The following is an 18,755-nucleotide window of genomic DNA, read 5'->3' as shown; positions in this document are numbered from 1 at the left end:
CTGCGAGAATAGCGTCATGGCGAAGACCAAGACCCTGTACGTCTGCGGCGAATGCGGCGCCAGCCAGCCCAAGTGGTCCGGACAGTGCCCGGACTGCGGCGCCTGGAACAGCCTCGAGGAAAGCGTCCCGGCCGACACCGGCGGACCGCGTCAGCGCACCCGCAGCTGGACCGGCGAGGCCTCGGCCGAGGTCGTCACGCTCGGCGCGGTCAAGGCCGAGGACACCCCGCGCTTCTCGTCCGGGCTGAGCGAGCTCGATCGCGTTCTCGGCGGCGGACTGGTGCCGGGGTCGGTGACCCTGATCGGCGGAGACCCCGGCATCGGCAAGTCGACGCTGCTGCTGCAGGCCCAGGCCGCGGTGGCCGAACGGCTGAAGTCGCTGTACGTGACCGGCGAGGAATCGGCCGCCCAGGTCGCGATGCGGGCGCGCCGGCTGGGCCTGGACCCGGAGCGGCTGGAATGCCTGACCGAGACCCGGCTGGAAACCATCCTGGCCACTGCCGCGGCCAACCGGCCGCGCTTCCTGGTCGTCGATTCGATCCAGACGCTGTGGAGCGACGCGCTCCAGTCTGCGCCCGGTGCGGTGGCCCAGGTCCGCGAATGCGCGTCGCGGCTGGTCCAGTTCGCCAAGCAGACCGGCTGCAGCGTGGTGCTGGTCGGCCACGTGACCAAGGAAGGCGCGCTGGCCGGACCGCGGGTGCTCGAACACATGGTCGACGGCGTGCTGTACTTCGAGTCCGATTCCGGCAGCCGCTTCCGTTTGATCCGCTCGGTCAAGAACCGCTTCGGCGCAGCCAACGAGCTCGGCGTGTTCGCGATGACCGACGGCGGCCTGCGCGCCGTGTCCAACCCCTCGGCGATCTTCTTGTCCGAGGACAGCGAGCCGGCTGCCGGCTCCTGCGTGCTGGTCACCCGCGAGGGCACCCGGCCGATGCTGGTCGAAGTCCAGGCGCTGGTCGCACCCAGCAGCCTGTCGCAGCCGCGTCGCGTCGCGGTCGGGATCGATGCCGGCCGGCTGGCGATGCTGCTCGCCGTCATGCACCGTCATTGCGGCATCCAGGTCGGTGACCAGGACGTGTTCGTCAACGTCACCGGCGGCATCCGCGTCGGCGAAACCGCATCCGACCTGGCCGTGGCCCTGGCCTTGCAATCCTCACTGCGCGAGAAGCCGCCGCCGCGCGGCCTGGTCGCGTTCGGCGAAGTCGGACTGTCGGGCGAGCTGCGGCCGGTCTACAACGGCGAGGAGCGCCTGCGCGAAGCCGCCCAGCAGGGCTTCCGCACCGCGCTGGTCCCGGCCGGCAACGTCAAGGGCGTCAAGGCGAAGCTGGATCTGCGCGGCTGCAAGCGCCTGGCCGACGCCCTGGCGGCCGCACGCGAGGCGGAGTCCTAGCCCGCCACTCGTCGTGTAACGGATAGCGAGTCGGAGCGCGTTTGGCTGCAAGGCCTGTCTCGCAGGGAATGGCAGCGTCCTTTCCAGGAGACAGAACGCCGCAGATGAAGGCGGATTGGAACTGCATCCCGGTTCGTCGACCGGGGGGAGTAGCCGGCATGGCGCCCAGGGCCTCGAAGTCCGCACTGCAGAACCCTCGAGCGATTCGTGAACCGCTGGAGCACGCCTGTTCCTCAGGAGGCTCCGGAAAGTGATCACGTCAGCCGGCGGCGGGGCCGATCGAGATGGCCCGGCTCCCGCGGATCTGCATCTGCGTTCATCTGCATTCATCCGCGGTACGTTTTCGATGGCCCCTGTTCACTGAGCCGGCCGTTGATGGGCTTTCGCTCGCCCCGCTTCCCGGTCTATAATGGGCGGCTGGTCCGGAGGCCTGGTCGCGGGCGTCCGGTGCATTCAATCCAATTCGAAAAGGGCATCTCCATGAGCAAGATCTACAAGGTGCCGGCCGAAGTCCGCGAGGATGTGGGGAAAGGTGCGAGCCGCCGCCTGCGTCACGCGAACAAGGTGCCGGCCGTGCTGTACGGCGCCGGCCGGGATCCGGTCGCGCTGACGCTGGAACATGACTTCATCCTGCACGCCGCCGACGAAGAGGCCTTCCACGCCTCGATCCTCGAGCTGACGGTCGGTGACGGCCGCAAGCAGAAGGTCGTCCTGCGCGACCTGCAGCGCCATCCCTACAAACTGCGCATCATGCACGTCGACTTCCTGCGCGTGAAGGACGACCAGCCCATCCGCATGTCGGTGCCGGTCCACTTCATCAACGAGGAAACCTCGCCGGCCGGCAAGAAGGGCGGCGTGGTGATTTCCTACCAGATGATGGACGTCGAGATCGAAGCGCTGCCGAAGGACCTGCCGGAATACATCGAGGTCGATCTCGGCAAGCTGGAGCCGGGTGCGTCCGTCACGCTGCGCGACCTTTCGCTGCCCGAGGGCGTGATGATTCCCGCCGTCGAGTACGACGAGGACTACAACGCCGCACTGGTCACGGCCGTGTTCGTTCGCGCCGGCCAGGGTTCCGGTGAGCTGGCCGCCGAGGCCGATGCCGCGCTGGCCGAAGGTGCCGAGCCCGAAGTCGGCGAGGCGGAGGATGCAAGCGAAGGCGAACAGGCCGACGAGTCCGAAGGCGAGTCCGGGGCGTCGTCCGACGACGAGAACAAGGCCGAGTAAGGCCGCGCCGCGGACAGTCCATCCATGGATGGCCTCTGGCTGATTGCCGGGCTGGGCAACCCCGGCCCGAAGTACGACCGGACCCGGCACAATGCCGGGTTCTGGTTTCTGGATGCGCTGCTTCGACGCCACGGCGGCGAACTGCGCAACGAGAAGAAGCTGCACGGCCAGGCCCTGAAGACGCGCATCGACGGCATCGATGCGGTGCTGCTGGCGCCCGGGACCTTCATGAACGAGTCCGGGCAGTCGATCCGGGCGGCGGCCGACTTCTATCGGATCCCTGCCGACAGGGTGCTGATCGCGCACGACGAGCTGGACCTGCCGCCGGGCACCGCACGGCTGAAGCAGGGCGGCGGTCACGGCGGTCACAACGGCCTGCGCAGCACGTTCCGACACCTGGGCACGCAGGACTTCTGGCGCCTGCGCATCGGCATCGGCCACCCGGGCCTGGCCGAGCAGGTCACCCCCTGGGTGCTGGGTCGCGCGCCGGCCGACGACGAGAACGCCATCGTGGAGTCCATCGACCGCTCGGTGGCGGTGCTGCCCGATTTCCTGGCCGGTCGCGCCGGCGAGGCGATGAAGACGCTGCACGCCCGCGGGCGTTCGGCCTGACCGATTCGAGGACCTTCAGATGGGATTCAAGTGCGGAATCGTCGGACTGCCGAACGTCGGCAAGTCGACCCTGTTCAACTGCCTGACCCGGGCCGAGATCGCGGCCGAGAACTACCCGTTCTGCACCATCGATCCGAACGTCGGCATGGTGCCGGTGCCCGACCCGCGGCTGGAGGCGCTGGCCGGTATCGTCAAGCCGGAAAAGGTGATCCCGACCACCATGCAGTTCGTCGACATCGCCGGCCTGGTGGCCGGGGCCTCCAGGGGCGAGGGCCTGGGCAACAAGTTCCTGGCCCACATCCGCGAAACCGACGCGATCGCACACATCGTGCGCTGCTTCGAGGACGAGGATGTCACTCATGTCGCCGGTCGGGTCGATCCGATATCCGACATCGAGACCATCGATACCGAACTGGTGCTGGCCGATCTCGACGCCGCCGAGAAGGCGCTGGCGCGGACCGCCAAGCAGACCAAGTCCGGCGACAAGGACGCGATGAAGCTGGCCGCGCTGCTCGAACGCGTGGTCGCTCACCTGGGCGCCGGCGACCCGCTCCGCTCGATGGCGCTCGAGGGCGACGACCGTGCCCGCTTGCGCAGCTGGCAGTTCATCACCGCCAAGCCGGTGCTGTATGTCGCCAATGTCGATGACACCAGCGCAGACGACAACCCCATGGTGGCCGCAGTGCGGGCGCGCGCCGACGCCGAGGGCGCCGAAATCGTGGTGGTCTCGGCCGCGATGGAGGCGGAGCTGGCCCAGCTCGCGCCCGAGGAACAGGCCGAATTCCTGGCCGACCTCGGCGAGACCGAGCCGGGGCTGAACCGGCTGATCCGGGCCGGCTACGCGCTGCTGGACCTGTTGACCTTCTTCACCGCCGGCCCGAAGGAAGTCCGCGCCTGGACGGTGCGCCGCGGTGCGACTGCGCCGGAGGCCGCCGGGCGGATCCACACCGACTTCCAGAAGGGCTTCATCCGCGCCGAAGTCACCGCCTACGAGGACTACATCGCCGCCGGCGGCGAGGCCGGTGCGAAGGCGGCCGGCAAGCTCCGACTGGAAGGCAAGGAGTACGTCGTCGCCGAGGGCGACGTGATGCACTTCCGCTTCAACGTCTGACCATTGCGCGGCGGGTTGGCCGCCGCGCTGTCGCGACGAATTCCAGGACCGGATGGGCTGCCCGATGCGCAGTCCGATGGGCGATTCCTGCTCGCGATGACCGCACACGACTCCGACGTTCTCGGCTTTTGAGAAGCCGGGGTGGTTCACTGTGCCCGAACCGGACGAAAAGGAGCGTTTCATGGATTCGATCGATCCCCGCACCAGCCGCGGCCTGCGCGATGGCATCGTCGGCAAGTGCATCCAGGGCGTGATTGCCCGGCCGGGCCGCAACGGCGAACCGCCGGTGGTCATGATGCTGCAGTTCGACGACGGCACCACCCTGGAGTTCGTCTCGCCACGCAGCGATCGCCTGCTGCGCCAGGCGGTCGAACGCACCCGCCGAGGGTCGCCCGGGCCGGCACCCGGTCAACTGGCGCTGGCCGTGGCCTGAGCCGTTTCGGCCCGCCGATGTTTATCCACAAAAGCTGTGGAAAACTTTGTGTGTAAATCGGCGTGCCCCGATAGGCACATGATCGTCACGGAATTGACCAAAAATCAGCCAGTTCCATACAAATCCATAAATTACAATGATTTATGGCGTAAAGCTTGACGGGCTTTGTAGGAATTTTACGTAAAGAATCTGTCAAGGGGCTCGACGCGGAGCATGTGCATAACGAGCGCTGCAACGACCCGGCCGCCGGCTGTTCGCAAGTCGTTGAAGTCAGACCGGAAGCTTGCCGTGGACCGCTTGTTCCGACGGTTCAGACCAGTCCCAGCCGGGCCGGCCAGGCAGCCAGCGCATCGAGCAGATCGGCACGATCCGGATGCAGCGGGCGAAGCGCATCGAGCCGGGCGCGGTAGCCGTCGATCTGGATCGACGCCAGGTCCGGATCGTCGACCAGGCGGCGGCGCCGCCAGGCGTCCCACTCCGCGCGGGGTTCCGGGTCCAGTGCATCCGGCGCATGGCGTCCGGCGAAGCGCAGCAGCAGCGCGTTGAGTCTCGGGTCGGTGAACGGCTCGGCTTCGCGGTTGATCCAGGCCGCGGCATCTTCGGGCGCCATCGTCGCCAGCGGTTCCATGCGGGCCCGGTCCTCGCGCGGGACGAAGCCGGCGTACAAGGCCTGTTCGGGATCGACTTCGTCGCCGCTATGCGGCGCGCCGAATACGCGCATCAGCCCGGTGACCAGCTCGGACTCGGCGGACAGCCGGTCGGCGTGACGGTGCGCGGCGGCCAGGTCGATGCCGGTGCGCTCGGCCGCCGATTCGTCGAGCACGCCGGTCGGTGACAGCATCGGACAGCGATTGGTCCGCACCCACTTTACCGGCAGGCGCTGCATGTCTTCGGGCAGGTCGGCCGCCGGGGTCCAGTACAGGTCGCCGAGCAGTTCGTCGTCGAGATCCGCGAACGGCGCGGGATCGACGCGGAGATTCCAGACCAGCCACTGGCTGGCGATCTGCGGATGGCGGAACAGCGGCAGCACCGGCGCGATGCAGCCCTCGCCGGCCGGGTAGCGCGAGGAGACGTGCAGCAGCACTTCGCGCTTGCTCAAGAGGCCGTCGACCGTGGCCTTGTCGCGCAGCCGCAGCGCCCAGGTCCACAGCCGCGGCTGGGCGGTCCTCACCCGTCGGGCCATGCCGAGCGTATTGCGCACGTCGGCCAGCGCATCGTGCGCGTGTTCGGTGTCGAAGCCGTTGGCCGCGGCCAGGTCCTCGAGCCGGAAGCCCGGCGTGCCGTCGTCGCGGTTGACCCACTCGACGCCCTCGGGTCGGAGCGCGCGCGTCATCCGGAGCAGGTCGATCAGGTCGAAGCGGCTGTTGCCGTTGGCGTATTCGCGTCGATAGGGATCGAGGAAGTTGCGCCAGAACAGGAAGCGAGTGACCTCGTCGTCGAAGCGGAAGTTGTTGTAGCCGACCGCGCAGCTGCCGGGCTCGCTCATCAGCGCCTCGATCCGGCGCGCGAACTCGTATTCCGGCACGCCTTTTTCCTCGGCGTCCTGCGGCGTGATGCCGGTGATCAGGCAGGCTTCCGGCGTCGGCAGCAGGTCGCTTGCCGGCCGGGCGTAGAGCACGATCGGTTCGCCGATCGGTTCGAGCTCGAGGTCGGTGCGCAGCGCGGCGAACTGGCAGGGACGATCGCGTCGCGGATCGGCACCGAAAGTCTCGTAGTCGTGCCAGAGGAAGGTTTCGCGCGTCATCTGAAGTTCTCTCTCCTCGAACGGTCGCGGCTCAGAACAGCCCCAGCAGCAGCAGGGCCAGCGTGGCCAGGAACCCGACCGCCCAGAGCGCCGAGCGCAGCAGGAAGACGCCCCAGGCGTAGGCCGGTACGTACAGCACCCTGGCCACCAGGTAGACCCATGCACAGGCCGCGGTCCAGCCGTCGCTCCGGTCGCCGAGCACGACCACCAGCACGGCGATCGTGAACAGGATCAGGCCTTCGAAATGGTTGTCGCAGGCGCGCAGCAGTCGGCCGGCGATGCCGGTCGGCTGCTGCGGTTCGTCGCGCGGGCCGGCCGTATAGCCGACGCCGAGCTGGCGGTTGACCGGGATGGCCATCAGGATCAACTGGCCGGCCTGCAGCAGCGCGGCCAGTCCGAGCACCTTCAGTTCCACCGGCATCGCGGCCATCTCCGTGCGCCCCCCTGCCGCCGACTACTTGCGGACCAGCTGGAGAATGCCGAGCAGCACGGCCGCGCCGACCACGGCGATGACGAAGCTGCCGATCGTGCCCGCCGCGCTGATGCCGAAGAAATCGAACAGCCAGCTGCCGAGCACCGCGCCGACGATGCCGACGACGATGTTCATGACGATGCCCTGGCCCTTGCCCCGGACCAGCAGGCCGGCAACCCAGCCGGCCAGGCCACCGATGATCAGAATGCCGAGAAGACTTTCGACGGTCATGCGTTGCTCCCTGGGTGAAGTCGGATGAGAACAGTCAAGCGGTTTCGGCGTCGGATGTTCGCGCCTTTCACTTGCCGTTCGCGCTAGTGTACTTCGCCATTCATCGTGTAACGCATGGCCAGTCGGAGAGCGTTTGGCGGCAAGGCCTGTCTCGCAGGGAACGGCGCCGTCCTTTCCAGGCGACAGAACGCCGCAGATCAAGGCGCTCCGGCTCGCCCTTCAATGAGCGCGCCCGAACCGACATCGCGGCGTTGCGTCCCCTGTCAAGGGCTGGCCATACACTGCGGGCCGCGCCTTGCACTGTCGGTTCAGGCGCACGCTGTACGTCACACAAAGAGTGGCGGGGTGCACTAGTCTAGTCGGATGACTGCCACTGCACATCGTCTCCTTCTGGTCCGGCACGCTCAGGGTTCGCTGGGGACCGACGACTACGATCGCCTGTCGCCGACCGGGCACACTCAGGCCGAGCGCCTGGGTGCGCACCTGCGCGGCATCGATGGCGCGGCCCGGATCGTTCGCGGCGGCCTGCGTCGCCACCGCGAGACCGCCGATTCGATCGGTGACCGCCAGGCCATCGATGCAGAACTCGATGAGTACCGGGTCGACCACCTGCTTACCGCCGCGTTCGACCCGGCCTCGGGACTGGGCATGACGCCGCCGCCGCCCGAAGCGATGGCCGACCCGGCGGCCTATCTGCAGACCTTCCTCGAACTGTTTCCCGAGGTGCTTTCCGCCTGGCAGACCGAGCGGCTGGAGTGTCCGGTCAACGGCCGCTGGCGCGCCTTCGACGAGAGGGTGCGCCGCGCGGGGGGGCGGCTGGTCGAGGCCATGGCGGAGAGCGACACGGTCACCGCCGTGACCTCGGCGGGCGTCATCAGCACCCTGGCCACGGTGCTGCTGGAGCAGGACCTGGATTGGCAGCGCCGCTTGAATGTCGCGTTGTACAATGCCTCGGTCACCGAGTTGCATCGCCTGCCCGACGGGCGTTGGCGGGTCGAACGCATCAATTGCGTCGCCCACTTGCCGGGCGATCAGCACACCCTGGCCTGAACGAATCGTGTCTCGACCAAGGACTTCCTGAATGAGCGAACGCCCCGTCACCATCATCACCGGATCGAGTCGCGGCATCGGCCGCGCGGCCGCCGAGTTGCTCGCCGCCCGCGGCCACCGCGTGGTGATCTCCAGCCGTAACCAGGAATCCTGCGAACAGGTCGCCGAGGCCATCCGCGGCGCCGGCGGCGAGGCGGTCGCCATTGCCTGCCATGTCGGCCAGGACGAGCAGCTCGAGGCGCTGGTGGACGGCACCGTCGAGGCCTTCGGCCGGATCGATCACCTGGTGCTCAACGCCGCCAGCAACCCGGTCTATGGTCCGTCCGACAACGTCGATCGCAAGGCCTTCGACGTGATCATGCACAACAACGTGTTCGGCAGCCTGCGGCTGAGCCACCTGGTGCGTCCGCACATCGCCGGGGCCGGCGGCGGCGCCGTGGTGCTGGTCTCGTCGATCGCCGGGCTGCTCGGCAACCGGGTCATCGGCGCCTACGGCATGTCGAAGGCGGCCGAGAACCAGCTGGTCCGCAACCTCGCGCTGGAGTTCGGCGGCGACGGCATCCGCGTCAACGGCGTCGCGCCCGGTCTGATCCGCACCGATTTTTCCAGGGCGCTGCTGGCCGACGAGCGGGCGGTCAAGCACTTCGAAGCGACCACGCCGCTGGGCCGGATCGGCGAGCCGGACGACATCGCCCGGGTCATCGCCTTCCTGGTCGGCCCCGATTCGGCCTGGCTGTCGGGTCAGATCATTACCGCCGACGGCGGCATCACGGTGACCGGCGGGTTCTGAGATGCGGGCGGCGGCGCTTCTCGCCCTGGTGGTGCTGACCGGCCCGGTCGTCGGCCAGGTCTATCGCTACACCGACGAGAACGGCATCACCGTGCTGACCAACATCCCGCCGGAACGAGGCAAGTACGCCGACCTCGAGAACATCGGCTGCTACGGCACCTGCATCAAGGGCGTCGACTGGCATGCCACGCCGCTGAAGCGCGATCCGTTCCGTGACGAAGTGCGCGCGGCCGCCGAACTGTTCGGGGTCGACGAGGCGCTGGTCCGGGCCATCATGCACGCCGAGTCCTGGTTCAATCCGGCGGCCCAGTCGCATGCCGGTGCGCAGGGCCTGATGCAGCTGATGCCGGCGACCCAGGTCCGCTTCGGGGTGGCCGATCCGTTCGATCCGGTCGAGAACATTTCCGGCGGCGTGGCCTATCTGGCCGAGCTGCTGCGGCGCTTCGAGAACGACTGGGAACTGGCCGTGGCGGCCTACAACGCCGGCGAGGGCGCGGTCGACCGCTACAACGGCGTGCCGCCGTTCGACGAGACCCGCGAATACCTGCGGCGGGTCCGTATCCTGCGCGCCCGCTACAGCAGCTGAGCCGCGCGGCTCAGGCCGGCCGGCCCTTCCAGCGCACGATTCCGACCAGCACCGCGGCTCCGGCCGTCAGCCCGATCCACCAGGGAACGCCGAAGCCGGCGGGCAGGGCGCCGAACAGCAATGCGATGCCGCCGGCCAGCAGCGCATACGGCAGCTGGGTCCGCACGTGCTCGATGTGATCGCACTGGCTGGCCATCGACGACAGGATGGTGGTGTCCGAGATCGGTGAACAGTGGTCGCCCCAGACCGCACCGCCCATCACCGAGGCGACGGTGGCGTACAGGATCGGCAGGTGCTCGGTGCCGTCCATGCCCTGCGCGGCCATCAGCGCCCAGGCCAGCGGCACCATCAGCGGCAGCAGGATGCCCATCGTGCCCCAGCTCGACCCGGTCGAGAACGCGGTGACCGCGGCCAGCACGAACACCAGCGCCGGCAGCAGGCCGGGATGCAGCGAATCGCCGAGCAGCGAGACCAGGTAGCCGGCCGTGCCGAGTACGTCGGTCACGCCCGACAAGGCCCAGGCCAGGACCAGGATCACGATCGCATAGAGCATCGCGCGGGCGCCGAAGAACCAGGCGCCGAACGCGTCTTCCAGCGACAGGATGCGCTGGCCCATCGACAGGCCGATGGCGACCAGCGAGCCGGCCAGCGAGCCCCAGATCAAGGACTTGTACGGATCGGCCGAGCCGACGATATCCCGGATCGTCGCGCCTTCGCCGGTCACGAACATGCCGGCGACCACGCCGAAGACCAGGGTCAGGATCGGCAGCACCGCGTTCATCGCGCGCAGCCGAACGTGCGGCTCGGGCTGGACGTCCTGCATGTCGTCGGCGGTCAGTTTCGCGCCCGAGGTCGGCGGCGCGACCTGGCCCTGGTGACGGGCTCGTCGCTCGGCGGCGAGCATCGGCCCGAAGTCGCGACCGAGCCCGACCACGCTGAACACCAGCACCAGCGCCAGCAGCGGGTAGAAGCTGTAGGCGATGGAATTCAGGAAGACCAGGTAGGGGTTCAGGTCCAGGCCCGGGATCGAGGCCATCGCGTCGCGGATCAGGCCGACCTCGTAGCCGACCCAGGTCGTGACCAGCGCGATGCAGGCGATCGGCGCGGCAGTGGAGTCGACCAGGTAGGCCAGTTTCTCGCGCGAGATCTTCAATCGATCGGTGATCGGCCGCATGGTGTTGCCGACGACCAGCGTGTTGGCGTAGTCGTCGAAGAAGATCGCCAGCCCCATGCCGACCGTGGCCATCATCGCGCGTCGCGTGGTGTCGGCGAACACGACGATGCGTTCGACGATGCCGAGCATGCCGCCGTTGCGCGAGATCACCCCGACCATGCCGCCGACCAGCAGCGTGAACAGCATGACCGAGGCGTGGTCCGGCTCGGCGATCGCCATCCGGATGTAGGTATCGGCGGTTTCCATCAGCGACGACAGCAGGCCGATCGGCGAGAAGCCGGTCGCTGCCCAGGCGCCGATCCAGACGCCGGCGAACAGCGCCGGGATCACCTGGCGGATCGCCAGCGCCAGACCGATCGCGACCAGCGGGGGCAGCAGCGAGATCCAGCCGGCGTGATCGGGTGCGCCTGCAGCGGCGTCCTGGGCCGTGGCCAGCGCAGGCAGCAGGAGAAGGGCGAGGAAGGTCAGCGGTTTCGCTGCGGGTACGAGCATTCGCGTCATGAGGCGCTCATCTGCTTGAGAATCCGGTCGGCTGCGCGATAGCGCTCGGCCAGGGCGGCATGCGCCGCCGGATCGTGCGGGAAGCTGCCCAGCCAGCGGCGTAGCAGCTCGGCGCGCTCGGCGTCGATGTCCGGACGAGCGGCGCCTTCGCCGAGCCGGCTCGACAGCCGGCTGAGCTGGTAGTCCATGCGCAGGTTCTTGTCGGCCGCCGGGCTCTCGAGGCCGGTCAGGCACTCCATCTCGACGCAGACCTGGCGGGCCCGATCGGTGCCGCGCCGGACTTCGTCGGCCAGTACATCGGGCTTCGCCCCGGGCGCCAGGAAGGCCTCGAGGCGGTCATTCATCTGCTGGCCGAGCGGGTCGTCTGCCGGCACGTCCGGGCGGTCCGGCGCGGCCGCCTGGCCGCCGGCGATCGCCGCCCAGGCCTGCTGCAGCGCTTCGGCCAGGGCGTCCAGGTGCGCACGGGCGGCCTGTTCGCGCGCTTCGGCCAATTCGTTCATCCGCCGCCGGTAGGTCTTGATCGCGGCATCCATCCGCTTGCGCAGCGCCGGCGGCACGCGGCCGTGCTGGCCGAACTCGTCTTCCAGGCCGGCGAGCGGTCCCGCGGCGGCTTCCAGTTCGTCGTCGCCGGCGTTCACCAGCGCCTCGGCCCGTTCGCACAGGGCCTTCAGTTCGTCGATCGCCGCGCGATCCTTTTCGCGCTGTTCGTCGCGCTCCTTCTTCAGCCCCTCGAACAGCGGATCGATCGGCTCGCGGAACTCCTTCCACAGCGCGTCCTCGACCTTGCGCCGACCGCGTCCGGCCTGTTTCCAGGCCGCCTGCAGCGCCTTGGCCCGATCGATGGCCACCGTGCGGTCCTTTTCATGGGCGAGCTTGCGGGCCTCGGCGACCAGCCTGCGCTTTTCCTGCTCGACCGCCTCGGAGGCGGCATCGAGCCGGGCGGAAATCCGGTCCATCAGCGCCTTGAGCCGTTTGGCCATGCGCCCGCGTGATTTCGGCGGTACCTGCTCGAGATTGCGGATCACCTGGCGGGCGGCACGTTGATGGCGCACCAGGGCGTCGCGATCGGCAGCCTCATCGTCGACCAGGCGTTCGGCATCGTCGAGAAAGGCCTTCAGCTCGCCGAGCGATTCCTCGCGGACCTCGGAGCGTTTTTCCAGGTAGGGCTTGGCGCCCTCGAACGCCTGCTTGCAGGCGGCCTGGAAGCGGCGCCACTGGGCATGGGGTGCGGCGAAGCGGCGCTTCTCGTCGGGCAGGAGTTCCTGGGCATCGAGCTGGCGCCAGCGCTCGCGCAGCTCCTTCAGGCGTTCGGTGATCGCATCCGGGTGCAGCTCGGCCGGGTCGATCGCCTCGGCGCGCTCGATCAGTCGCTCGCGCAGCTTGTTGTTCGACCAGTGCTGCCAGTCGCGCATTTCCTTCAGCCGGCCGCTCATCCGGGTCAACCGGCCCGCGGCTTCGGTCGGCCGATGTCGTTTCGGAATGCGGTCGTGCGCGCTTCGGGCGGCATTGACCGCTTCGCTCGCGGTCGGGATCTCGCCGCCGTCGAGCGCTCGCTCGGCGGTCTCCAGTGCGGTCTCCAGCGCCTCGATCAGGGCCGGGTCGGGGCCGCTGGGCGCGGGCTTGCCGTCCTTCTCTTTCGTCGCCGGTGCGGCGGCCGGCGCCAGCCGGGCCCGCAGCTCGTCGGCCAGCGCGTTGAAGTGCTGGGCCTGCTTGCGGGCCGCTTCGTCCGGGTCCGACATCGCTTTCCAGGCCAGCTCGAACTCCGCGACCCGCTCGCGCAGGCGCTGTGCCGTGTCGTCGCCGACCGGTTGCGCGGCCAGCGTGCGAAGCGCCTCGACGGCCTGCTCCAGCGGGGAGGCCGCCCTGGTGTTCGCAGAGGGGCTCTCGGCGGTCTCCCTTGGTTCGGGCCGCGGCCGAAGCGCACGACGAACGATCTGCAGGGCACCTTCGAAGCGCCGCTGGAGAGCCGGTTCCGGTTCCTCGATCTCCGCCCAGCGCGCCTGCAGTTCGTCGGCGCGCGCCTCGCGGTCGCCGCTGTATTGACCGCGGGCCAGTTGCTCGATGCCGTCGACCAGTTCGCGCGCCCGCGACTCGCGGGTCGCGCGACCGCCGTCGTCGGCCAGCGAGCCCAGCCGCTCGAGCACGGCCTGGTGGCGCTGCTTGTGCCGGGTGCGCAGGCGCTCGGCAACGCGCTTCAGCGTCGAGGCCTGATCGATCCGTGCCAGGATTTCGTCAGCGACCTCGTCGTCGGGCTCCTCGCAGAAGCGATCGCCGAGGTAGCCCTGGGCGCCGATCCGGACCAGGGCATCGCGACGCAGCTCGACATCCCGCGCGGACTCGGCCACGCGCTTGATCAGCGCGGCGTCATCGACACCGCGCAGCCACTCGCGGCGCGCGTCGACTGCGTCCGGCCGGGGCGCGGTCGTGATCCAGTGGAGCACGGAGCGGTGGGCGGCCTCGCGAACCTTGCCGTCGCGATCGTCGCGGCAGGCGGTGCGCCAGGCATTTTCGTCGTCCATCCGCTTCAGCGCCGCCAGCCGAACGTGCGGGTCCGGATCACCGGTCGCCAGTCCGGGCAGGGCCTCGCGCAGGCGGGGGTCGGTGCTGCCGGTGATCGCAAGGACGCGCTCTTCGGCGTTCTTGTGTTCCCAGGGCATTCCGAACAGACGTTCTTTGAGGCTCATCGAGCGGTTCCGATTCGGTTCATTTCGAGGCGGTGCGGAGTCAGTGGCGGCCGGCGTGCCGGACGTGGTTCGAACGCCACCGGCACCCTGCATGTCCGACCCGCGGTCGCAGGAAGCCATGCCGGTCGTCGAGGATTGTGCTTGATTTCTCCATGGGCTGCCAGTTCGGCTTCGATGTGTCGCATCGGAAACGCGCTTCCCGTACTTTGGAGGCAGGACCATGGTCGAATGGCAAGCAGCCGATGCGCGCGACTCATTCAGGATACTCGAGGATCCGAGGTTACTGCCTCACGGTGTTGTTCGCCGGCGGACTGCTTGCGCCGATCGCACGGGCCGACGAGTGTCCTGTCGGAGGTCATTGGCCGACGACCGACTGGTGGGTGCGATGCACCGGCGAGGTGCTCGAGCGGCTCGATCTCGAGGACCTGATGATCACCAACGAGGCCTACGAGAGCCTGGAATGCGATGACACGCGTACGACGGGCGTAGCGGCGGCGACACGCAGTGAGCTGGAAGCGGCGAGCGAGTGGCTGGAAACGCTGTGCTTCCGCGAACCCGACGTTCCGACCGATACCCGGACCGACAACGAGAACGAGGCCAACCTGGCCTGGGTCGCGGACGGCATCCTCAGGCCGCCCGGGAAGCCGAACTACAACGGACTGTACAGCGGCGGCAATCTGTACGTCGATTTCACGTCGTTCTTCGCGATGGGCGATGCGTCCGATGGGAGCGGTGTCAGCCACGGACGCAGGCTTTCGAAAACGGGCGTGATGGTGCACGAAATGTTCCATGCGGTCCAGGCTCGGTATCCGATCCTCGAAGGGCCGAAACCCAAGTGGGTCGTCGAAGCCATGGCCGTCGCGGTCCAGATCGCATGGTTGCACCGCACGGGCCTGACCGATGCGACGTCGCTCGATCGGTTCTACGATTTTCCCCTGCATCGTCCCGATTCGCTGGTGAATGAATACCGGACATTCCGGTGGTGGCTCTGGCTGGGCGAGGTCCTGGCCGCCCCGGACCGGGTCGGCTACCTGGCCGACCTGCTGATCGAGTTCGACTTTGCCGAGCACGAAGGCCTCGCCGATCTCCAGACCTGGCTCGAGGATCGGAGCCTCGGCCTGTACGAACTGTTTCCGGCATTCATTGCCGACTTCGCGAACCGGCCTGTGCATTTTTCATCGATCCACGACGAGCGACTTCGCTACCGCGACGATCGGGTGGTCGAGGAGGAGCACTCCGGCCGCGTGCGGGAAATCGCCGCCGAGGCGGTGCGCGTCAAGGCCGAGGTGCCCGATGGCGAGGCGGCGCGGCTGACGATCCGGATCCGGCCCGATCACGAGGACCTGCACCTGGCGGTCGGCGAGACCGACTACTCGATGCCGGGGGGAGCATCGGCCTTCGCTTCGTCGCAGATGGACCTCAAGCCGGAGTTCCGCGATCCGGCCTGGGTCGCGGCGCGCAACGTGTTCCAGACCGTCGTTACGGGCGGTGGGGACGCGCCGGAATTCCTGGCCCGCGTGTCCAACGTCGGTCGCGATCCGGTCGCCACGGACGCCCGTGATTTCCGCCTGGAGTTCGAGCTCGAGCCGATCGACGGCTGCAGCTTCTCGGCCACGCTGTCGGGCGACACCACCTCGACGTCGGCCGCCGGCCGGGTCGCGCGTTTCTCGACGTCCGGTGGCTCGACCTCGACCGGCCTGATGACGAACCCCGGCAACGTGCAGGGCATGGCCGGCTTCCTCGAGCAACTCGCCGGCGATCGGATGTCCGACGAGGAACGCGCCGAGCTCCGGGCCGGCGCTGCGGCCTGGCAGCGCGAGGCGGCCGCCCTGCCCACCGAGACCCTGGGCATCACGCTGATCGAGATGGACCCGGCGGCCGGCGCGAATGCCCAGCTGGCTTCGGCGCTGGGCGGCTTCCGGCTGACGGCATCGGTCTTCGATCAGCCGATCGAGCCGGGCTTCCGCGGCGCGCTCGAGCCCGGCCTGATCCAAGTGCTGACCGGCGACTTCGACCGGGACATGACCGCGCAGACGCGCTTCGCCTGGGCGCCCGGCGAGCCGGGCAGCGGGTCGATCGAGATCACGGACTACCAGGACAATCGGCTCACCGGCACGATCAACGCGGTGCTGGAAGCGCAGGGGGTGCGCAACCCCGAGACCGGCGAGCCGCTGCGCCTGCAGGTCAGCGCCAGCTTCCTGGCCAAGCCGCACAACCCGCTGCAGGGGCAGCTGGGTTGCCTGCCCGACGACTGATCCGGTTCCTCAGGCCGCCAGCTGGCGGATCATGCTCGCCCCGGCGATCCAGGTGCCCAGCGCCGAGCCGAGGTTGGACAGGAAGAACACCAGGAACACGCGCGCCACGCGATTCTTCCACCAGCCCGACAGCTGGACGACGTCGTCGCGCAGCGTTTCGAAGTCGCCCATCCTCGGCTTGCGCAGCGAGGCTTCGACCGCGCCGGTGACCATGCCGGCGCCGATGGTCGGATTCAACGAGGTCAGGGGCGCTGCGCACAGCGCGGCCAGCACCGTGATCGGGTGCGCGCGGGCGACCAGGGCACCCAGCGCCGACAGCCCGCCGTTGATCACGACCCAGGTCAGGACCAGCGACCAGCCCAGCTCGGGGCTGCGCGAGAATCCGATGCCGAAGCCGGTCAGCACCGCGACCAGGATGATCCACGGAAGGGCCTTCCAGACCTTCGACGGTGGTGGGGTCCGGTCCAGGCGCTCGACCTCGCTCGACGGCTCGACGTCCCGGGTCAGCGCCTCGGCGGTGCCGGCCAGGTGGCCGGCGCCGAGCACGGCCAGCACGCGGCGGCCCGGATGGGCCGCGTTGTCCTCGCGCAGCCGGGCGGCCATGTAGTGGTCGCGCTCGGTGATCAGGCTCTCGTAGAGCTCCGGCGACTGGTCGGCGAACTCGCTGAAGGTCTCGTTGAGGATGTCGCCCTGCTTGAGTCGCTCGATGTCCTCTTCCTCGATCTTCTCGCGCGAGAACAGGCTGAGCACCAGCCCGTTGGTCAGCACCCAGCGCTTCCACCACGACAGCCGGCGGCTGGTGCGTTTCAGGGTGATGCCGATCTCGCGGTCGATCAGCTGCAGCGGCAGGTCGCGGCGTTCGCTGGCCTCGATCGCCGCCTTCATCTCGGCGCCCGGCTCGATATCGAACTGCTCGGCGATCCGGCGCTGGTAGGCGGCCAGCGCCAGGCTGGCCATCATCATCCCGGCCTTGCGTTCCCGGATGACCTGGAACAGGTTCATCGAACGCCAGGCGCTCGGGTCGGTCAGCGCTCGATGACGGGACGGGCACAACTCGATCGCGACCGCGTCGAAGCGGCCGGACTCGACGTGGTGCTTGACCGCGGCGGCCGACGCCGGCGAGACGTGCGCGGTCCCGAGCAGGGTGTAGTGGACGCCGTCGCGTTCGATTTCGCGGACCGGTTCATTGGCGAACTCATCGGAAGCGTCGCTGGACGGCGTTTCGTTGGAATGGTTCATGCGGGCCGGTCGGGGGACAAGCGCGAAAGTGTAGCAGCCGGACCGTCGCGGCTGGCTTGCCGCGGCGGCCGGGGGGGTACACTAGCGACCGACTCGACCCGGGCGGGCTGCGCATGACCTTCTCGGCACCCACCGACCGCATCGTGGCGGACATCCGGTCCTGGCTGGAGCGCGGCGTGCTCGGCCTGGACCTGTGTCCGTTCGCCCGCCGGCCCTACGAGACCGGGCGGGTGCGGATCGCGGTCAGCCGGGCCGATCGCGAAGACGCGCTGGTCGCCGACCTGGACGGTGAGCTTCGTCGGCTGGCCGAGGCCGATCCGGAGGCGCTGGAAACCACCTTGCTGGCCAGCCCGCTGCTGTTCGACGATTTTCTCGACTTCAACGATTTCCTCGATCTCGCCGATGCCGTGCTCCGGGCGCTGGGCCTGGAAGGCGAGCTGCAGGTCGTCGGCTTCCATCCGGACTACCGCTTTGCCGACGCACCGCCCGACGATCCGGCCAACTGCACCAACCGCTCGCCGGTGCCGATCCTGCACCTGCTGCGGGAGGAAAGCGTGGCGCGCGCCGTGGCCGGCCTCGACGATCCCGACGCGATCTACCGCCGCAACATCGAGACCCTGCGACGGCTCGGTGAGGCGGGCTGGCGAGAATGGATCGAAGGCGGTCGATGAACCGCCGGGTCGGGTGGCTGGAACTGAAGGTTCCTCCGGTCGCCGCCGGGCTGGTGCTGCTGCTCGCGATGCGCATCTCGGCGTACTGGAGCCCGCCGATACCGCTGCCGGCCGGCCTGTCCGATGACCTCGGTACGGTGCTGGTCATCGTCGGTGCGCTGTTCGCGGCCGCTGGCGTCTGGCAGTTCCGGCGATTCGGGACCACCGTCGACCCGACCCGTCCGGCGCGTGCGTCGCAGCTGGTCGATCGCGGCGTGTTCGCCGTGAGCCGGAACCCGATGTATGTCGGCTTCGTTGCCGTACTGCTCGGTGCAGCCTTCGACTTCGACGCACTGTCGGCGCTGACCGGGCCGGTGCTGCTGGCGCTGTGGTTGCATCGCTTCCAGGTCCTGCCCGAAGAGCGCATCCTGCGCGAACGGTTCGGCCCGCTGTTCGAGGACTACTGTCGCCGGGTCCCCCGCTGGCTGGGCTTGCCGCGCTCCTGAACCGGGCCTCGGCGCCGGGCGAAGCGGGTACGATACCGGCTGGCCGATCCTGCACCGACTTTCGATGACTCCCTTGCGTCCCTCCCGTGTTCTCGTTTCC

At 68.8% G+C, this 18,755-nt stretch carries 17 protein-coding genes; 11 read left to right on the top strand and 6 right to left on the bottom strand.

Annotation, left to right across the window (positions count from 1 at the left end; translation table 11 throughout):
- Positions 1-16 precede the first annotated feature (16 nt).
- From radA to HFP89_RS02835, 5 genes are all read left to right on the top strand, one after another.
- A complete protein-coding gene (gene radA, locus HFP89_RS02855; protein WP_168716129.1) occupies positions 17-1,390 on the top strand; it encodes a DNA repair protein RadA in 1,374 nt (457 codons plus the stop codon).
- A 480-nt stretch (positions 1,391-1,870) separates the two neighbouring features.
- Positions 1,871-2,617, top strand: a complete 747-nt coding sequence (locus tag HFP89_RS02850; protein WP_168716128.1) for a 50S ribosomal protein L25/general stress protein Ctc — start codon at positions 1,871-1,873, stop codon at positions 2,615-2,617.
- 24 nt (positions 2,618-2,641) lie between these two features.
- The gene (gene pth, locus HFP89_RS02845) at positions 2,642-3,229 is read left to right on the top strand and encodes an aminoacyl-tRNA hydrolase (RefSeq protein WP_168716127.1); all 588 of its coding nucleotides are present in this window, start codon (positions 2,642-2,644) and stop codon (positions 3,227-3,229) included.
- Positions 3,230-3,248: 19 nt separating this feature from the next.
- The gene (ychF, locus tag HFP89_RS02840; RefSeq protein ID WP_168716126.1) at positions 3,249-4,340 is read left to right on the top strand and encodes a redox-regulated ATPase YchF; all 1,092 of its coding nucleotides are present in this window, start codon (positions 3,249-3,251) and stop codon (positions 4,338-4,340) included.
- Between the two features lie 181 nt (positions 4,341-4,521).
- Positions 4,522-4,773, top strand: a complete 252-nt coding sequence (locus HFP89_RS02835) for a hypothetical protein (RefSeq protein WP_168716125.1) — start codon at positions 4,522-4,524, stop codon at positions 4,771-4,773.
- A gap of 310 nt (positions 4,774-5,083) precedes the next feature.
- On the opposite strand, the gene sbcB is transcribed toward HFP89_RS02835, so the two are convergent.
- The 3 genes from sbcB to HFP89_RS02820 are packed head-to-tail and all read right to left on the bottom strand — an operon-like array spanning position 5,084 to position 7,220.
- Positions 5,084-6,517, bottom strand: a complete 1,434-nt coding sequence (sbcB, locus tag HFP89_RS02830; RefSeq protein WP_168716124.1) for an exodeoxyribonuclease I — start codon at positions 6,515-6,517, stop codon at positions 5,084-5,086.
- A 31-nt stretch (positions 6,518-6,548) separates the two neighbouring features.
- Positions 6,549-6,938: an MAPEG family protein gene (locus HFP89_RS02825; protein WP_168716123.1), complete on the bottom strand. Its 390-nt coding sequence runs from the start codon at positions 6,936-6,938 to the stop codon at positions 6,549-6,551.
- A gap of 33 nt (positions 6,939-6,971) precedes the next feature.
- Complete coding sequence (locus HFP89_RS02820) at positions 6,972-7,220, bottom strand: GlsB/YeaQ/YmgE family stress response membrane protein (RefSeq protein WP_168716122.1); 249 nt, start codon at positions 7,218-7,220, stop codon at positions 6,972-6,974.
- Between the two features lie 363 nt (positions 7,221-7,583).
- Here HFP89_RS02820 and HFP89_RS02815 point away from each other — a divergent pair, with 363 nt between their 5' ends.
- The 3 genes from HFP89_RS02815 to HFP89_RS02805 are packed head-to-tail and all read left to right on the top strand — an operon-like array spanning position 7,584 to position 9,646.
- Positions 7,584-8,270, top strand: a complete 687-nt coding sequence (locus HFP89_RS02815; RefSeq protein ID WP_168716121.1) for a histidine phosphatase family protein — start codon at positions 7,584-7,586, stop codon at positions 8,268-8,270.
- A 31-nt stretch (positions 8,271-8,301) separates the two neighbouring features.
- Positions 8,302-9,060: a glucose 1-dehydrogenase gene (locus HFP89_RS02810; RefSeq protein ID WP_168716120.1), complete on the top strand. Its 759-nt coding sequence runs from the start codon at positions 8,302-8,304 to the stop codon at positions 9,058-9,060.
- A 1-nt stretch (position 9,061) separates the two neighbouring features.
- Entirely contained in the window at positions 9,062-9,646 is a 585-nt protein-coding gene (locus HFP89_RS02805; protein WP_168716119.1) for a lytic transglycosylase domain-containing protein, read from the top strand.
- Between the two features lie 10 nt (positions 9,647-9,656).
- On the opposite strand, the gene HFP89_RS02800 is transcribed toward HFP89_RS02805, so the two are convergent.
- Together HFP89_RS02800 and HFP89_RS02795 are read right to left on the bottom strand one after the other, a co-directional pair.
- Positions 9,657-11,321 carry a Na+/H+ antiporter NhaC family protein gene (locus tag HFP89_RS02800; protein WP_168716118.1) on the bottom strand — a complete coding sequence of 555 codons (1,665 nt, stop codon included), beginning with the start codon at positions 11,319-11,321 and terminating at the stop codon, positions 9,657-9,659.
- Complete coding sequence (locus tag HFP89_RS02795; RefSeq protein WP_168716117.1) at positions 11,318-14,005, bottom strand: DUF349 domain-containing protein; 2,688 nt, start codon at positions 14,003-14,005, stop codon at positions 11,318-11,320. The genes HFP89_RS02800 and HFP89_RS02795 overlap by 4 nt, the downstream gene beginning before the upstream one ends.
- A gap of 380 nt (positions 14,006-14,385) precedes the next feature.
- On the opposite strand from HFP89_RS02795, the gene HFP89_RS02790 reads away from it, so the two are divergent.
- Complete coding sequence (locus HFP89_RS02790) at positions 14,386-16,260, top strand: hypothetical protein (protein WP_168716116.1); 1,875 nt, start codon at positions 14,386-14,388, stop codon at positions 16,258-16,260.
- 9 nt (positions 16,261-16,269) lie between these two features.
- Here the strand turns inward: HFP89_RS02790 and HFP89_RS02785 are convergent, their stop codons facing one another.
- Complete coding sequence (locus HFP89_RS02785) at positions 16,270-17,499, bottom strand: TraB/GumN family protein (RefSeq protein ID WP_168716115.1); 1,230 nt, start codon at positions 17,497-17,499, stop codon at positions 16,270-16,272.
- A gap of 113 nt (positions 17,500-17,612) precedes the next feature.
- Between HFP89_RS02785 and HFP89_RS02780 the strand changes: the two genes are divergently transcribed.
- Complete coding sequence (locus HFP89_RS02780) at positions 17,613-18,170, top strand: DUF1415 domain-containing protein (RefSeq protein WP_168716114.1); 558 nt, start codon at positions 17,613-17,615, stop codon at positions 18,168-18,170.
- Positions 18,167-18,655, top strand: coding sequence for an isoprenylcysteine carboxylmethyltransferase family protein (locus tag HFP89_RS02775; protein ID WP_168716113.1), 489 nt, complete (start codon positions 18,167-18,169; stop codon positions 18,653-18,655). The genes HFP89_RS02780 and HFP89_RS02775 overlap by 4 nt, the downstream gene beginning before the upstream one ends.
- The last annotated feature ends 100 nt before the right edge of the window (positions 18,656-18,755 follow it).

Source organism: Wenzhouxiangella sp. XN79A (genome assembly GCF_012272825.1).
Lineage (GTDB): Bacteria > Pseudomonadota > Gammaproteobacteria > Xanthomonadales > Wenzhouxiangellaceae.
Note: the sequence above shows the minus strand (reverse complement) of the source record. Positions and strands in the feature narration are given on the sequence as shown.

What these genes read in the sequence shown, in the direction of transcription:
- HFP89_RS02780 (WP_168716114.1), top strand. Translation starts at nt 17,613, where the DNA reads ATGACCTTCTCGGCACCCACCGACCGCATCGTGGCGGACATCCGGTCC.
- HFP89_RS02825 (WP_168716123.1), bottom strand. Translation starts at nt 6,938, where the DNA reads ATGCCGGTGGAACTGAAGGTGCTCGGACTGGCCGCGCTGCTGCAGGCC.
- HFP89_RS02835 (WP_168716125.1), top strand. Translation starts at nt 4,522, where the DNA reads ATGGATTCGATCGATCCCCGCACCAGCCGCGGCCTGCGCGATGGCATC.
- HFP89_RS02810 (WP_168716120.1), top strand. Translation starts at nt 8,302, where the DNA reads ATGAGCGAACGCCCCGTCACCATCATCACCGGATCGAGTCGCGGCATC.
- radA (WP_168716129.1), top strand. Translation starts at nt 17, where the DNA reads ATGGCGAAGACCAAGACCCTGTACGTCTGCGGCGAATGCGGCGCCAGC.
- HFP89_RS02805 (WP_168716119.1), top strand. Translation starts at nt 9,062, where the DNA reads ATGCGGGCGGCGGCGCTTCTCGCCCTGGTGGTGCTGACCGGCCCGGTC.
- HFP89_RS02800 (WP_168716118.1), bottom strand. Translation starts at nt 11,321, where the DNA reads ATGACGCGAATGCTCGTACCCGCAGCGAAACCGCTGACCTTCCTCGCC.
- HFP89_RS02815 (WP_168716121.1), top strand. Translation starts at nt 7,584, where the DNA reads ATGACTGCCACTGCACATCGTCTCCTTCTGGTCCGGCACGCTCAGGGT.
- pth (WP_168716127.1), top strand. Translation starts at nt 2,642, where the DNA reads ATGGATGGCCTCTGGCTGATTGCCGGGCTGGGCAACCCCGGCCCGAAG.
- HFP89_RS02795 (WP_168716117.1), bottom strand. Translation starts at nt 14,005, where the DNA reads ATGAGCCTCAAAGAACGTCTGTTCGGAATGCCCTGGGAACACAAGAAC.
- HFP89_RS02785 (WP_168716115.1), bottom strand. Translation starts at nt 17,499, where the DNA reads ATGAACCATTCCAACGAAACGCCGTCCAGCGACGCTTCCGATGAGTTC.
- ychF (WP_168716126.1), top strand. Translation starts at nt 3,249, where the DNA reads ATGGGATTCAAGTGCGGAATCGTCGGACTGCCGAACGTCGGCAAGTCG.
- HFP89_RS02850 (WP_168716128.1), top strand. Translation starts at nt 1,871, where the DNA reads ATGAGCAAGATCTACAAGGTGCCGGCCGAAGTCCGCGAGGATGTGGGG.
- HFP89_RS02820 (WP_168716122.1), bottom strand. Translation starts at nt 7,220, where the DNA reads ATGACCGTCGAAAGTCTTCTCGGCATTCTGATCATCGGTGGCCTGGCC.
- HFP89_RS02775 (WP_168716113.1), top strand. Translation starts at nt 18,167, where the DNA reads ATGAACCGCCGGGTCGGGTGGCTGGAACTGAAGGTTCCTCCGGTCGCC.
- sbcB (WP_168716124.1), bottom strand. Translation starts at nt 6,517, where the DNA reads ATGACGCGCGAAACCTTCCTCTGGCACGACTACGAGACTTTCGGTGCC.